Genomic DNA, 14,303 nt, shown 5'->3' with positions numbered 1-14,303 from the left:
GCCGGTTGCGCCCGACGACGAAAACGGCCAGGTGCCGGTCATGCCGGCACCGCGCGGGCTTACTGACGGCCGAGCTTCGCGAGCAGCGCCTCGGCAGCGGGTTCCGACGACGCGGGGTTCTGCCCCGTGATCAGCAACCCGTCGGTGACGACATGCGGCGCCCAGTCGGCGCTGCGCTCGAACTGCGCGCCGTTGGTCTTCAGCATGTCCTCGACGAGGAACGGCACCACTTCCGTCAACTCGACGGCCGCTTCCTCGCTGTTGGTGAAGCCCGTCGCACGCTTGCCGCGCACGACCGATTCGCCGGTCTTCGGATCCTTCACGTGGCGCAGCACGCCCGGCGCGTGGCACACGGCCGCGACCGGCTTGCCCGCCGCCAGCGCACGCTCGATCAGGCCGATCGAGTGCAGGTCCTCGGCGAGATCCCACAGCGGGCCGTGCCCGCCCGGATAGAACACCGCGTCGTAATCGTCGACCGACACGTCGGCCAGCTTGCGCGTGGCCGCGAGCGCGGCCTTGGCCGCCGGATCGGCGTCGAAGCGGCGCGTGGCGTCGGTCTGCGCGGCCGGATCGCTGCTTTTCGGGTCGAGCGGCGGCTGGCCGCCCTTCGGCGATGCGAGCGTCAGCTCGATACCCGCATCCGTGAACGCGTAGTACGGCGCGGCCAGTTCCTCGAGCCAGAAGCCGGTCTTCTTGCCGGTGTCGCCGAGCGTGTCGTGCGAGGTCAGGACAACCAGAATCTTCATGATCGGACACTCCTTCGAAATGGGGGAACGGGGCCGCGTCGCGGCGGCAGCCCACGCGACGCACGCCGCGTGCCGGCGACGACGGCGCGCCTGCCGGTTAGGCCGCCGGCACGCGTCAACGTGCCGGCTCCGCGCCAAAAATATTGCTCAAGTCTATTAGACCAGTCGTCTAGAAGCAGCTCGAAAAAAACAACGGCATCTCCTGCACCACCAGCATCGCAGCGCGATATGGCATCTTCGCGTCCGTTGGCAGGAACGACGTCGTATTCATGAGGCTGGATGATAGCCCCGGATTAGACCGGTCGTCTAGAAACCAGGCATTCAGCCCTGCCGCCGTCATGGCTTTTGCGCCGGAGCGCGCCCCGCAACGTGCGTTGCCGATCGCGCCCCACGGGGGCGTGCCGCCGAAACGGCTAGCCGTGCAACGGCCCGTCCGTATCGCCTGCCTCGATGATCGGCATCTCGAGCCGATGGCCGCGCACGCCGTCGGCGAGCAGGCCCAGCATCAGGTCCGCCAGCGCACGTCCGGTCGCATGCCCGGTCGGCTGCACCACGGCCGTTACCCGATGCGGGTACGCGACCTCCGGCGGCACCCCGTCATAGACGATGAGCGACATGTCCCGCCCCAGCCGCAAGCCGCTGTCGACCAGCGCCCGGAACGCGCCGCCCCCCGAAATGTTGTTGTCGACGAGCAGCGCAGTCGGCCGTTCGGCCTGTGCGAGCAGCGCCTGCGCGCCCTGCTGGCCGCCGTCGCGCGTAAACGGACACTCGACGAGCAGCGCCGGATCGGGTTCGATGCCGGCCTCGCGCAGCGCCGCGAGATAGCCGGCGCGGCGCTGCATCGCGAAATTCAGCGACAGCGGCGCACTGATCATCGCGATCCGTCGATGACCGAAGCCGATCAGACGCCGCACCGCATCGCGCGCGCCCGCTTCGTTGTCGAAATCGAACCAGGCGTAAGGCTCGGCGGCTTGCGTACGGCCATACGCGACATACGGAAACGCATTCGAGCGCAGGTACGCGAGGCGGGGGTCGTCGACCAGCGTGCGCGCGACGATCAGCCCATCGACGAGCCGGCCGTCGACGAGCCGGCGATACGAGTCGAGTTCGGCGTTCGGCCGTGCGGCCGCGATGATGAAGTCGAGATTGCGCTCGCCAAGCCGCTCGGTGATGCCCGCAACGACTTCACCGAAGCGCGGGTCGCCCAGATCGCCGGCTCCGAACGGATACACGATGCCGATCGCATCGGCACGCCCCGTCGCCAGCCGCCGTGCGGTCGGATCCGCGACATAACCGAGTTCGCGCGCAGCCTTCATCACGCGTTCGCGGGTCGCCTCGCTCACATCGTCGTAGCCGTTCAGCGCCCGACTGACCGTCGTGCGCGACAGTCCGAGCGCATCCGACAGCGCCTTCAGATTCACCTTCACGTCGCTCCTCGCGTTGTGCATGCCATTCGTTCAATCCGCGTGCGGCGGCAATTATTTCCGAATGGTAGTTATTACCGTCAAATATTTATCTTTTGACGTCCAAACCGGTTTGAAATAGCATCCAAACCGGTTTGGATATCAATGCCACCTCAGCAGTTCCTTTTCACCGTCAACGGAAACAACGCCGACATGACTTACTTTCCTTTTTGCCGCGCGACCGCGGCCAAACGTTTGCTGTTCGCTGGCGCGGCACTGGCCGCCTTCGCGTCCGCGTCATCCGTCGCGCACGCGCAAAGCACCGGCGCCCCCGCGCCCACGCCGCATACGCAGCAGGCCTACGATCCCGAAGGCAACTTCACGATGCGCTGGACCCGCGCGGACATCCGCCAGATCGTCGCGCAGTCGCACACGGCCGGCGCGGACAAGAACTCGCTGCCGCAGTCGCTGACGATGCCGGACATCCCGCAGGATTTCCCGCTGATCAACTCGAACGTGTGGGTCTGGGATACCTGGCCGCTGGCCGACCTGCGCGCGAACCAGCTCAGCTACAAGGGCTGGGAAGTGATCTTCTCGCTCACGGCCGATCCGCACGCCGGCTACACGTTCGACGATCGTCACGTCCATGCGCGCATCGGCTTCTTCTATCGCCGTGCCGGGATTCCCGCGTCGCAGCGTCCCGCGAACGGCGGCTGGACCTGGGGCGGCCACCTGTTCCCGGACGGCGCAAGCGTCAAGGTGTTCGGCACGTCGCCGATGACCAACAACGCCGAATGGTCGGGCTCCGCGCGCCTCACGCAGGGCGACAACGTCAGCCTCTACTACACCGCGACCTCGTTCAACCGCTCGGCCCCCGGCGGCGCGGACATCACGCCGCCGCAGGCGATCATCACGCGCGCCGACGGCCACATCCACGCCGACGACAAACACGTGTGGTTCAGCGGCTTCGACGATCACAAGGCGCTGCTGCAACCGGACGGCAACTACTACCAGAGCGGCCAGCAGAACACCTATTTCTCGTTCCGCGATCCGTTCGTGTTCACCGACCCCGCGCATCCGGGCAAGACCTACATGGTGTTTGAAGGCAACACCGGCGGCCCGCGCGGCGCCCGGACCTGCACCGAGGCCGACCTCGGCTACGCGCCGAACGATCCGCACCGGGAAGACCTCAACGCCGTCATGAACTCGGGCGCAGTGTATCAAAAGGCCAACGTCGGCCTGGCGGTCGCGACGAACCCGCAACTGACCGAATGGAAGTTCCTGCCGCCGATCCTGTCGGCGAACTGCGTCGACGACCAGACCGAGCGCCCGCAGATCTATCTGAAGGACGGCAAGTACTACCTGTTCACGATCAGCCACCGCACGACGATGGCCGCGGGCGTCGACGGGCCGGACGGCGTCTACGGGTTCGTCGGCAACGGCATCCGCAGCGACTTCCTGCCGCTGAACGGCGGCAGCGGCCTCGTGCTCGGCAACCCGACCGACTTCTCCGCACCGGCCGGCGCGCCGTATTCGCAGGATCCGAACCAGAACCCGCGCGAATTCCAGTCGTATTCGCACTACGTGATGCCGGGCGGGCTCGTCGAGTCGTTCATCGATGCGATCGGCCCGCTTCGCGGCGGCACGCTCGCGCCGACGGTGAAGGTGAACATCAACGGCACGTCGACGGCGGTCGACCGCGCGTACGGACGTAGCGGCCTCGGCGGTTACGGCGACATCCCGGCAAACCTGCCGGCGACGGGCGCCGACCACAACGGCGGCCCCGGCACCCGTCCGTAACGGGTCCGCTACGGACGCAGCGGGCATCGCCCGCCGGCGTCGAGGCGGCGCACATCGCGCGTGTCGCGTGTGTGCCGCCTCCCTCTTTCGCAGAATCGCGCATGCTGCCGTCGCAAGCGGCATGCGCCACCTTTCCCGCTTCGCGCGCCGAAGCACGGAACCCCGCATGAGATCGACGTTTTTTCGCTTTCCGCTCCTGATTACCCGGCTGCTGCTCGCGTGTGCGGCAAGCGCGGCCTGCACGCACGCCGCCGCCGCGCCCTGCGAAGCACCGCCCGAGCACGGCACGCCGCAATGGCGGCCGGCCGTGCACTACACGCCGCAACGCAACTGGATGAACGATCCGAACGGCCTTGTCTACGAGAACGGCCGCTATCACCTGTTCTATCAGTACAACCCGCTCGGCCACGACTGGGGCAACATGTCGTGGGGCCATGCGACCAGCACCGACCTCGTCCACTGGCGCGAGCAGCCGGTCGCGATGCGCGCGAACGCGACGGAGGAAATCTTCTCCGGCTCGATCGTCGCCGACACGCGCAACACGTCCGGCCTCGGCGCGCCGGGCGAGACGCCGCTGGTTGCGCTTTACACGAGCGTCTACAAGGACGGCTCGGGTCACGCACCGGGCACACAGGCGCAATCGCTCGCGTACAGCCTCGACCACGGCGCGACGTGGCGGCCCTACGCGCACAACCCCGTGCTCACGCTCGATCCCGAGTCGAAGCAGTTCCGCGACCCGAAAGTGTCGTGGTACGCGCCGGGAGGCTACTGGCTGATGACGACCGTCGTCGCGGACGCGCAGGTCGTGAAGCTCTATCGATCCGATGACCTGATTCACTGGTCGTTCCTGAGCGACTTCACGCTGCCGGACGTGCCGCATGCGGGCGTGCTGTGGGAAATGCCCGACCTCGTGCCGCTGCCCGTCGACGACGATCCGCGACACATCAAGTGGGTGATGATCGTCAACGTCAACCCGTGGTCGATCGCCGGCGGCTCCGGCGCGATGTATTTCGTCGGCGACTTCGACGGTCGCACGTTCACGCCCGACCATGTCGCGCCGGCCGGTTCCGATCCCGCGCGATTCCGCTGGGTCGATCACGGCGCCGACTTTTACGCCGCCGGCACGTTCTCCGGCGCCCCAGGTGCGCGGCCTGTCGCGATCGCATGGATGAGCAACTGGGATTACGCGGCGAAAGTGCCGACGGCGCCCTGGCGCGGCGCGACGACGTTGCCGCGCGAGTTCGCGCTGAAGACGATCGGCGGCGAACCGACGCTCGTCGTGACACCTGCCACCGCGTTCGATGCGTGGGCCGACGGGCGGCCCGCCGTGCACGAAGGCAACCTGAACGTCGAGTCCGCCACGCGTGCGCTGTCGGACGCCACGCGCGGTGTCGTCCAGCGCATCACGGTGACGATCGCGCCGCGGCACGCGGCCCGCGCGGGTGTGATCGTGCGAGGATCGGCGGATGGCTCGATCGGCACCCGGATCGTGTACGACACGGCGAAGCGCACGCTGACGCTCGACCGCTCGCGCGCCGGCTCGACGGATTTCGCCGGCACGTTCAGCCGCGAGCACATCGTCGATCTGCCGCTCGATCATGGGCAACTGCGGCTCGAAATCGTCGTCGATCGCGGGTCGGTCGAGGTGTTCGCGAACGGCGGCCGCGTCGCGCTGACGGATCTGATCTTTCCGCCGCTCGATGCGGACCGCGTCGCCGTGTTCGCCGAGCACGGCAGCGCGGCGTTCTCGGGGCTGACGGTGACGCAGCTCCACGGACGCGATCGGGCCGGCGAGGTTCGCGACGCCTGCACATCGCGCTAGCGATGCGATCGCCCGGCGGGGCTGCGCCGCCCGACCTCGCGTCGGGTCGTGCGGCCCCGCCGGTCATCCGCTCAAAGCAAGCCCATCCCGCCCGACGCGATGATCTCCGCGCCGACGATGAACGCGGATTCCGGCGCGCTCAGATGCAGCACCGTCGACGCGATTTCGTCCGGCGTGCCGAACCGGCCGATCGGGACGAGCCCCTTGATCTTCTCGGCCGTCTCGTCGAGCGTCGCCGCGTCGAGCCCGAGCTTGCCGTACAGCGGCGTCTGGACCGGGCCGGGGCTCACCACGTTCACCCGCACGCCGTGCGGCAGCAGCTCCGTCGACAACGTCTTCGCGAACGAATTGACGGCCGCCTTGCTCGCCGCGTACAAGGACGAGCCCGGCATCCCGATATGCGCGTTGATCGAGCCGTTGATCACGATCGACGCGCCGCGGTTCAGCAGCGGCACGAGCGACTGGATCTGGAAATACGCGCCCTTCACGTTCGTGTCGAACACGAGATCCCACAACGCTTCGTCGATATCCGCGAACGGCGCGAGTTTCGCGACGCCCGCGTTGACGAACACGGCGTCGAGCCGCGCGCCGGAGGCCGCGATCGCATCCGCCAGCGCCCGCGCCGACGCGACGCTGCCGGCCTCGTTGCGGATCGCGAGCGCGCCGTCGCCGAGCGACGCGCGCGCGGCGGCGAGCGTCTGCTCGTCGCGACCGGTGATGATGACACGCGCGCCTTCGGCCGCGAATGCCCGTGCGGCCGCCAGGCCGATGCCGCTGTTGCCGCCCGTGACGAGGACCGTTTTTCCTTCGAAGCGTTGCATGATGTTCTCCTGTGAACCGGTGAGTTGACCGTGAACACAGGATGCGCGCGGCGCCCGCCCTTGCCGTACGACCGGCGCGGCGGACATGTTCGAAATCTTCGAACGTGTTTGTCGGGACCTGTCCGTCCGTTGCACGGCTGACGCACTCAGCCCGTCACGTCGATCCCGTCGAGCAGGCGCTGCGCGAGCCGCGGTTCGCGCAGTTGCTCTAGCCACCATTGCAGCGCGCGGCCGTCGCGGTCGCCGCGCCACGCGACGTACAGCACGTTCGGCTCGCGCGGATCGGCCGTTTCCTTCTCGACGAGCTCGCCGCGCGCGAGCAGCGATGCAACCCGCCGGCGCGGCACCCAGCCGACACCGAGCCCGTCGCGCTGCGCGAGGATCTTGGCGCGCATCGACGGCACCGCGAGCACCGCCTGCCCGCCGAGCAGCCCGTACGCGCGGCCGACGGCCCGCCGCGACGAATCGGCGACGACGACCGCGCGATGCGCGCAGATCGCGTCGCGGGTCAGCCGCTCGCTTGCCGCGGCGAGCGGATGGCGCGGCGATATGGCGAACACCCATTCCATCGCGCCGAGCTCGAACCATTTGAAACCCGGAATCGCCGGCGGCTCGTTGGTCGCGCCGACGACCAGATCCGCGCGGCCGTCGCGCAGCGCTTCCCAGGTGCCGCCGAGCACTTCGTGCGTGAAACGCAGCGACACGCCCGAATCGAGCCCATCGAATGCACGGACGACCGGCAGCAGCGTATCGAACTCCAGCACCTCGTCGCTGACGATCCACAGCCGGTCCTCCCAGCCGCTCGCGACCTGCCGTACGCGCTGCGTGAGCCGCGCGACGTCCAGCGCGAGGCGTGACGCCTCGTCGGTCAGCAACTGGCCGGCCGGCGTGAGCTGCAGCCGGTAGCCGCGCCGGTCGAACAGCAGCGCGTCGAAGCGCGTTTCGAGCTGCCGCGCCGCGTGCGAGATGGTCGACGGCGCCTTGCCGAGCCGCGCGGCCGCCCGCGACAGGCTGCCGGTGGCGCGGATCGCATCGAGCAGCGCGAGTTCGTCTTCGGACAGCATGAGGGCACTCCGATCGGGGATTGTGATGGATCGTAAGGCACCGGCGGGCGGCGGTCCAATCGAATGGCGCCGTGCGGCTACGTTCGGCGGATGCCGGGCCGCCCACGAACTTCCGGTATGCTCATCGACATCAAATTGCCCTATTCGAGGTAACCACTGCGATGGACATCGCGATCCGCATCGAAGGCCGTCACGACCTCACCGGGCAAATCTTTCGGCAACTGCGCACCGCGATCGTCGACGGGCGGCTCGAAGGCGGCGCCCGGCTGCCGTCGACGCGCGACCTCGCCAGGCAGCTCGGCGTGTCGCGCAAGACGACGCTCGACGCGTTCGAGCGTCTCGTCGCCGAGGGCTTCCTGAACACGCGCGCGGGCGACGGCACGTTCGTCGCAGACGGCCTCGCGCGGGTGCCGCACGCGGCGGACTCGACACCGTCGCTCGTCGAGGCCACACGGCCCGTCCATGCCGTCGACGCACGCGCGCTGTGGGACGAACTGCCCGACGCGCTCGCGATGCCCGCGCGTCAGGACACGCCCGCGCTCGACTTCCGCGGCGGCGTGACCGACAAGACGCTGTTCCCGTTCGACGCGTGGCGCCGCTGCCTGCATCACGCGTTGCGCCAGCAGGCGCGCGGCCCCGGCCAGTACCACGATCCGGCCGGCGATCCGCAGTTGCGCGGCGCGATCGCGCGCTACGTCGCGTTCAGCCGCGCGGTCGCGTGCGGCTGGGACGACGTGCTCGTCACGCAAGGCGCGCAACAGGCGCTCGACCTGATCGCGCGCGTGGTCGTACGGCCGGGCGATGTCGTCGCGGTCGAGAATCCCGGCTATCCGCCGGCGCGCGCGGCGTTCGCGTCGCTCGGCGCGACGGTGATCGGCGTGCCGGTCGATGCGCACGGCCTCATCATCGAGCGGCTGCCCGACGACGCGCGCCTCGTCTACGTGACGCCGTCGCACCAGTTCCCGCTCGGAATGCCGATGACGCTGGACCGGCGCGTCGCGCTGCTCGAATGGGCGCAGCGGCGCCGCGCGGTGATCATCGAGGACGATTACGACGGCGAATTCCGCTTCGAAGGCCGGCCGGTGGAGTCGCTGAAGAGCCTCGACCGCACGGGCCTCGTCGCGTACGTCGGCACGTTCTCGAAGACGATCTTTCCCGAACTGCGGATCGGCTACGCGATTCCGCCGCGCGCGCTGCGCGGCGCGCTCGCCAAGGCGAAGCAGATCGTCGACTGGCATACCTGCACGCTCACGCAGGCGGCGCTCGCGCGCTTCATGCACGAAGGCGATTTCGCGCGGCATCTGCGGCGCGTGCAGAAGCATTACGACGCGCGCCGCAAGATGCTGCTCGCGCATTTGCGCGGCAATCTCGCGCCGTGGTTCGACCCGATCGTGCCGACCGCCGGCATCCACCTCGCCGCGCACTTGAAACCGGGGCTCGACGAAGCCGCGCTGGTCCGTGCCGCCCGCGAGCACGACATCGGCCTGTACGGAATCTCGGCGTTCCACGTCGGCTCGGCGGCGCGCGCGGGGCTGCTGTTCGGCTATGGCGGGATCGACGCGCTGCGCATCGACGCCGCGCTCGCGAAACTGGCCGCGCTGCTGGACTCGGGCAACATCGGCGGTGCACCACTGGTTACCTGAATTTTCCCGGAATTGGCCATTCAAGCAGGCCAGTGCCACGCTTAAAGTGGGTCCTGTCGCGCCACCGTGCGCATCAACCGGAAAAAGGACCTGCCATGCAACCGCGCCTGAACTTCTATACCGCCAGCCCGAACGCCATCAAGGTGATGCGCAACGCCGAGGAATTCATCGCGAAAAGCTCGATCGAGAAGCCGCTCGCCGAACTGGTCCGGCTGCGCGCGTCGCAAATCAACGGCTGTGCGTTCTGCGTCGACATGCACACCACCGATGCGCGCAAGGGCGGCGAGACCGACCGCCGTCTCGCGACCGTCGTCACGTGGCGCGAAACGCCGTTCTTCACCGAGCGTGAACGCGCGGCGCTGGAATGGACCGAGGCGCTGACGCTGATCGCCGACAACCACGTGCCGGATGCCGTCTGGGATGCCGTGAAGCCGCACTTCAACGACACGGAGCTGTTCGAACTGTCGATGCTGATCGCGACGATCAACACGTGGAACCGCTTCGCGATCGCATTCCGCAAGATGCCCGAATAAGGAGACGACGATCATGCGCTCCCGCTTCACGCTCCGCCGCGCGATGCTGTGCACGCTGCTCGCGCTCGTCGTCGCGCTGCCGGCCGCCGCCATTGCGCACGACGCCGGCGACAACGTGCACGCGATCATGCAACAGGCCGTGCCCGAAGCGCCCGGCAAGCTCGCCGTCGTCGCGACCGTCGACTATGCGCCTGGTCAGGCGTCCGAAGCACACAAACACCTCGGCTCGGTGTTCGCGGTCGTGTCGAAAGGCGAAGTGCTGTCGCAGGTGAACGACGGCCCGGTGCGCCGCTATCGCGCCGGCGAAGGCTGGTACGAGCCGCCCGGTTCGCGCCACCAGGTGTCGCGCAATGCGAGCGCGACCGAGCCCGCGCAACTCGTCGTGTTCGGGCTGACGGGCGAGCACCAGCCGCTGAAGTCGCCGATCGATCAGTGACGACGTTCGGGGTGCGTGCCGTGTCGGGCACGCACCCGCGACGCACGGCTTCCTCGCCGGCCTCGGGCGCTTCTTCCCCCGGTTCCCCGTGGTTTCCCCATTAGCCGCTTCCTACATTCCGCCACTGGCATACGCCCGGTCGTCACGCCGCCACCCCGCTCGTCTGCACCGCCGTTCGACGTACGCCTGATCTCGATCAACGCGGGCGAAAACCCTTCCTTGAAATTAACTAACCCGTCAATTAGCGTCGTCTGCATGAACGCGAAATCCACCGTCGCCAGGCCGCGCGGGCGCCGCCCGTCGGTGGACGACTTCGACCTGCGCGACCACATGCTCGACGTCGCGATGCAGCTGTTCGCCGAGCGCGGCATCGCGGCGACGACCGTCGCGCAGATTGCCGCGGCCGCCGGCGTCACGTCGGCGATGGTCCATTACTACTTCACGAATCGCGAGCAGTTGCTCGACGCGATCGTCGAGGAGCGGCTCGCGCAGGTCATCGCGTTCGTGTGGCGGCCGACCGCCCCGCAGATCGAAAACGATCCGTTCGCGCTCGTCGCCGAACTCGTCGACCGGTTCTTCGACGTCACGCATCGCATGCCCTGGCTGCCGTCGATCTGGCTGCGCGAGATCGTCCACGAAGGCGGCCTGCTGCGCGAGCGGATGATCCGGCGCATTCCGCTCGAGCACGTCGGCCGCTTTGCCGAGCGCATCCGCGCCGCACAGCAGGCCGGCACGCTGAACCCCGCGCTCGAACCCGCATTCCTGTTCCATTCGATCATTGCGCTCGTGATGCTGCCGCTCGCCACTGCGAAGCTGTGGCAAAGCGCGCGCGGCCTGCCGCCGATCGATCGCGACGTGCTGCATCGCCACGTCCGCGCGCTGCTCGGTTCCGGCTTGCAGCCGCCCGCCGCCGTGCCGGATGCCGGCGCACATTCGCCCCGGAGGCCGTCGTGAACGTGTCCCGCCCGCCGCCGCTCGCACTGGCCGCCGCCGTCGCGCTGCTCGCCGGCTGCGGACGGCCGGCGAACGACGTGGCAACTTATCAAGGATATGTCGAAGGCGAATTCGTGTACCTGTCGTCGTCGCAAGCGGGCACGCTGACGCAGTTGTCGGTCGAACGCGGCCAGGCCGTCGCGGCCGGCATGTCGGTGTTCTCGCTCGAAGCCGTCAACGAAACGGCCGCATTGCTGCAGGCGCAGCATCAGCTCGCGGCCGCACGCGCGCAACTTGCCGACCTGCAGACCGGCAAGCGTCCGCCGGAAGTCGCGGTCACGCGGGCCCAGCTCGCGCAGGCCACCGCACAGGCCGCGCGGGCCGCCGCGCAACGCGCGCGCGACGAGCGCCAGTACGCGGCCGGCGGCCTGTCGAAGCAGCAGCTCGACGATTCGCGCACGTCCGCGCAGACCACCGCCGCGCAGGTGCGCGAGTTGCAGAACCAGGTCGACGTCGCGCGCCTGCCCGGACGCGCGCAGCAGGTGGCCGCCCAGGCCGCGCAAGTCGATGCCGCGCAGGCGGCCGTCACCGAAGCGCAATGGAAGCTCGACCAGAAGCGCGTCGCCGCGCCCGCCGCCGGGCGTGTGTACGACACGCTGTACCGCGTCGGCGAATGGGTGCAGGCCGGCAATCCGGTCGTGCAGATGCTGCCGCCGCAAAACCTGAAGGTGCGGTTCTTCGTGCCGGAAGCCGCCCTCGCATCGATCGCCCCGGGGCGCGCCGTCGCGATCCGCTGCGACGGCTGCCCCGCCGACGTCCCCGCGCACGTCACCTACGTGTCGCGCGAGGCCGAATACACACCGCCCGTGATCTACAGCAACGAGAGCCGGACCAAGCTCGTGTTCATGGTCGAAGCGCGCCCCGCCGTCGCCGACGCGCCGAAGCTGCACCCGGGCCAGCCCGTCGCCGTGAGGATGCGATGAACGCGCCGCCCGCTCCGTACGCGATCGACGTCGACCGCCTGAACAAACGCTTCGGCGACAAGCATGTCGTGAAGGACGTGTCGCTGCGCGTCGCGCGCGGCGAGATTTTCGGCTTTCTCGGGCCGAACGGCAGCGGCAAGACGACGTCGATCCGCATGATGTGCGGCCTGCTCACGCCCGACTCGGGCAGCGGCACCTGCCTCGGCTACGACATCGTGCGCGACAGCGCGCAGATCAAGCGGCGTGTCGGCTACATGACGCAGCGCTTCTCGTACTGGGAAGACCTGTCGATCCGCGAGAACCTGGATTTCGTCGCACGCGTGTACGGGATGCCCGATCGCCGGGCGGCCGTCTCGCGCGCGCTCGACGGGCTCGGCCTCGCGAGCCGCGCGGACCAGCTCACGGGCGCGCTGTCGGGCGGCTGGAAGCAGCGTCTCGCGCTCGCCGCGTGCATGCTGCACGAGCCGGAACTGCTGCTGCTCGACGAACCGACGGCCGGCGTCGATCCGGCCGCGCGCCGCGACTTCTGGGAAGAACTGCACCGGCTGGCCGCGCAAGGCATCTCGGTGCTCGTCAGCACGCACTACATGGACGAAGCCGAACGCTGCCACAAGCTCGCGTACATCGCGTCCGGCGAACTGCTCGCGCAGGGCACGTCCGAGGAAATCGTCGCGTCGCAGCACCTGTCGACACGCTCGGTCACCGGCGGGCATCTGGCCGAACTGTCCGCGCGCCTGCGCACGATGCCGGGCGTCGACCAGACGGTCGTGTTCGGTTCCACGCTGCACGTGAGCGGCCGCGATCGCGCGCTGCTCGATGCAACGCTCGCGCAGATCGCATCGCAAGCCGACGCGCAGACGGACGGTCGCGCACCGCTGCAGGTCGCGCCGATCGACACCGGGCTCGAAGACGTCTTCATCTACATGATGGGCCGCGCGTCCGGGCCGCCCGGCGGAGCGGCGACATGAACGCGTGGACGGGCCTGCGCGAATCCTTCTCGGTCGCGCGCTGGTGGAGCATCGTGCTGAAGGAATTCCTGCAGCTGCGCCGCGACCGCGTGACGTTCGCGATGATCGTCGGCGTGCCGATCATCCAGCTCGCGCTGTTCGGCTTCGCGATCAACACCGACCCGAAGCATCTGCCGACCGCGGTGATCGTCGCCGACTCGAGCCCGTTCGCGCGCAGCTTCATCGCCGCGATGCGCAATTCCGCGTACTTCGACATCGTCGCGACGCTGCCCGACGAATCGGCCGGCCGGCATGCGCTTGCCCGTGGCGACGTGCAGTTCGTGCTGAGCGTGCCGGCCGATTTCTCGAAGCGGCTGCTGCGCGGCGAGCGCCCGGCGCTGCTCGTCGAGGCGGACGCGACCGATCCCGTCGCGACCGCGTCGGCGATCGGCGCGCTGCCGGGCCTCGTGCAACCCGTCGCCGACAAGGACCTGACCGGCCCGCTCGCGCACCTGAACGGCCGCCCGGCCGCGTTCGACGTGGTGCTGCACCGCCTGTACAACCCCGAAGGCATCACGCAGTACAACGTCGTGCCGGGGCTGATGGGCGTGATCCTGACGATGACGATGGTGATGATGACGGGCCTCGCGATCACGCGCGAACGCGAGCGCGGCACGATGGAGAATCTGCTGGCGACGCCCGTGCGGCCGCTGGAGGTGATGACCGGCAAGATCGTCCCGTACGTGTTCATCGGGCTGATCCAGGTGTCGATCATCCTCGCGGCCGCGCGCTACGTGTTCGACGTGCCGTTCGTCGGCGGCGCGTTCGCGATCTACCTGTCCGCGCTGCTGTTCATCGCGGCGAACCTCACGGTCGGCATCACGCTGTCGTCGCTCGCGCAGAACCAGCTGCAGGCGATGCAGCTCGCGGTGTTCTACTTCCTGCCGAACATCCTGCTGTCGGGCTTCATGTTTCCGTTCGCCGGGATGCCGCGGTGGGCGCAATTCATCGGAAACCTGCTGCCGCTCACCTACTTCAACCGCCTCGTGCGCGGCATCCTGCTCAAAGGCAACGGCTGGGCCGACCTGTGGCCGTCCGTGTGGCCGGTCGCGCTCTTCACGCTCGTCGTGATGGGCATCGCGCTGCGCTTCTACCGGCGCACGCTCGACTAA

At 68.7% G+C, this 14,303-nt stretch carries 13 protein-coding genes; 9 read left to right on the top strand and 4 right to left on the bottom strand.

Annotated features, from left to right (window positions below; all coding sequences use genetic code 11):
• Nucleotides 1-59: 59 nt before the first annotated feature.
• Together HWX22_RS01465 and HWX22_RS01460 are read right to left on the bottom strand one after the other, a co-directional pair.
• Nucleotides 60-746: a type 1 glutamine amidotransferase domain-containing protein gene (locus HWX22_RS01465; protein WP_059525276.1), complete on the bottom strand. Its 687-nt coding sequence runs from the start codon at nt 744-746 to the stop codon at nt 60-62.
• Between the two features lie 413 nt (nt 747-1,159).
• Nucleotides 1,160-2,194, bottom strand: coding sequence for a substrate-binding domain-containing protein (locus HWX22_RS01460; protein ID WP_175914915.1), 1,035 nt, complete (start codon nt 2,192-2,194; stop codon nt 1,160-1,162).
• A 168-nt stretch (nt 2,195-2,362) separates the two neighbouring features.
• Here HWX22_RS01460 and HWX22_RS01455 point away from each other — a divergent pair, with 168 nt between their 5' ends.
• On the top strand, nt 2,363-3,949 hold the full coding sequence (locus HWX22_RS01455; protein WP_175914914.1) for a glycoside hydrolase family 68 protein: 1,587 nt from the start codon (nt 2,363-2,365) through the stop codon (nt 3,947-3,949).
• 166 nt (nt 3,950-4,115) lie between these two features.
• Nucleotides 4,116-5,771 (top strand): glycoside hydrolase family 32 protein, encoded by a 1,656-nt coding sequence (locus HWX22_RS01450; RefSeq protein WP_175914913.1) that lies wholly within the window; start codon nt 4,116-4,118, stop codon nt 5,769-5,771.
• A 71-nt stretch (nt 5,772-5,842) separates the two neighbouring features.
• On the opposite strand, the gene HWX22_RS01445 is transcribed toward HWX22_RS01450, so the two are convergent.
• A complete protein-coding gene (locus HWX22_RS01445) occupies nt 5,843-6,592 on the bottom strand; it encodes an SDR family oxidoreductase (protein ID WP_059819009.1) in 750 nt (249 codons plus the stop codon).
• Nucleotides 6,593-6,738: 146 nt separating this feature from the next.
• Nucleotides 6,739-7,656 (bottom strand): LysR family transcriptional regulator, encoded by a 918-nt coding sequence (locus HWX22_RS01440; RefSeq protein WP_175907082.1) that lies wholly within the window; start codon nt 7,654-7,656, stop codon nt 6,739-6,741.
• 161 nt (nt 7,657-7,817) lie between these two features.
• Here HWX22_RS01440 and HWX22_RS01435 point away from each other — a divergent pair, with 161 nt between their 5' ends.
• The 7 genes from HWX22_RS01435 to HWX22_RS01405 all read left to right on the top strand — a co-directional run bounded on the left by HWX22_RS01435 (nt 7,818) and on the right by HWX22_RS01405 (nt 14,303).
• Entirely contained in the window at nt 7,818-9,299 is a 1,482-nt protein-coding gene (locus HWX22_RS01435; RefSeq protein ID WP_175914912.1) for a PLP-dependent aminotransferase family protein, read from the top strand.
• A 95-nt stretch (nt 9,300-9,394) separates the two neighbouring features.
• Nucleotides 9,395-9,832, top strand: coding sequence for a carboxymuconolactone decarboxylase family protein (locus HWX22_RS01430; protein WP_175907086.1), 438 nt, complete (start codon nt 9,395-9,397; stop codon nt 9,830-9,832).
• A gap of 13 nt (nt 9,833-9,845) precedes the next feature.
• Nucleotides 9,846-10,268 carry a cupin domain-containing protein gene (locus tag HWX22_RS01425; protein WP_175907088.1) on the top strand — a complete coding sequence of 141 codons (423 nt, stop codon included), beginning with the start codon at nt 9,846-9,848 and terminating at the stop codon, nt 10,266-10,268.
• 255 nt (nt 10,269-10,523) lie between these two features.
• Nucleotides 10,524-11,222, top strand: coding sequence for a TetR/AcrR family transcriptional regulator (locus HWX22_RS01420; RefSeq protein WP_175907090.1), 699 nt, complete (start codon nt 10,524-10,526; stop codon nt 11,220-11,222).
• On the top strand, nt 11,219-12,184 hold the full coding sequence (locus HWX22_RS01415) for an HlyD family efflux transporter periplasmic adaptor subunit (protein WP_175914911.1): 966 nt from the start codon (nt 11,219-11,221) through the stop codon (nt 12,182-12,184). Before HWX22_RS01420 ends, HWX22_RS01415 begins: the two co-directional genes overlap by 4 nt.
• A complete protein-coding gene (locus HWX22_RS01410) occupies nt 12,181-13,152 on the top strand; it encodes an ABC transporter ATP-binding protein (protein ID WP_175914910.1) in 972 nt (323 codons plus the stop codon). Before HWX22_RS01415 ends, HWX22_RS01410 begins: the two co-directional genes overlap by 4 nt.
• Nucleotides 13,149-14,303, top strand: coding sequence for an ABC transporter permease (locus HWX22_RS01405; protein ID WP_175914909.1), 1,155 nt, complete (start codon nt 13,149-13,151; stop codon nt 14,301-14,303). Before HWX22_RS01410 ends, HWX22_RS01405 begins: the two co-directional genes overlap by 4 nt.

Origin of the sequence: Burkholderia sp. BCC1638 (assembly GCF_902833195.1) — a bacterium.
Lineage (GTDB): Bacteria > Pseudomonadota > Gammaproteobacteria > Burkholderiales > Burkholderiaceae > Burkholderia > Burkholderia diffusa.
Note: the sequence above shows the minus strand (reverse complement) of the source record. Positions and strands in the feature narration are given on the sequence as shown.

Bases quoted from the DNA above. Each gene is read 5' to 3' on its own strand.
- HWX22_RS01445 (WP_059819009.1), bottom strand. From the start codon at position 6,592: ATGCAACGCTTCGAAGGAAAAACGGTCCTCGTCACGGGCGGCAACAGC.
- HWX22_RS01440 (WP_175907082.1), bottom strand. From the start codon at position 7,656: ATGCTGTCCGAAGACGAACTCGCGCTGCTCGATGCGATCCGCGCCACC.
- HWX22_RS01430 (WP_175907086.1), top strand. From the start codon at position 9,395: ATGCAACCGCGCCTGAACTTCTATACCGCCAGCCCGAACGCCATCAAG.
- HWX22_RS01410 (WP_175914910.1), top strand. From the start codon at position 12,181: ATGAACGCGCCGCCCGCTCCGTACGCGATCGACGTCGACCGCCTGAAC.
- HWX22_RS01450 (WP_175914913.1), top strand. From the start codon at position 4,116: ATGAGATCGACGTTTTTTCGCTTTCCGCTCCTGATTACCCGGCTGCTG.
- HWX22_RS01405 (WP_175914909.1), top strand. From the start codon at position 13,149: ATGAACGCGTGGACGGGCCTGCGCGAATCCTTCTCGGTCGCGCGCTGG.
- HWX22_RS01435 (WP_175914912.1), top strand. From the start codon at position 7,818: ATGGACATCGCGATCCGCATCGAAGGCCGTCACGACCTCACCGGGCAA.
- HWX22_RS01465 (WP_059525276.1), bottom strand. From the start codon at position 746: ATGAAGATTCTGGTTGTCCTGACCTCGCACGACACGCTCGGCGACACC.
- HWX22_RS01420 (WP_175907090.1), top strand. From the start codon at position 10,524: ATGAACGCGAAATCCACCGTCGCCAGGCCGCGCGGGCGCCGCCCGTCG.
- HWX22_RS01425 (WP_175907088.1), top strand. From the start codon at position 9,846: ATGCGCTCCCGCTTCACGCTCCGCCGCGCGATGCTGTGCACGCTGCTC.
- HWX22_RS01455 (WP_175914914.1), top strand. From the start codon at position 2,363: ATGACTTACTTTCCTTTTTGCCGCGCGACCGCGGCCAAACGTTTGCTG.
- HWX22_RS01460 (WP_175914915.1), bottom strand. From the start codon at position 2,194: ATGCACAACGCGAGGAGCGACGTGAAGGTGAATCTGAAGGCGCTGTCG.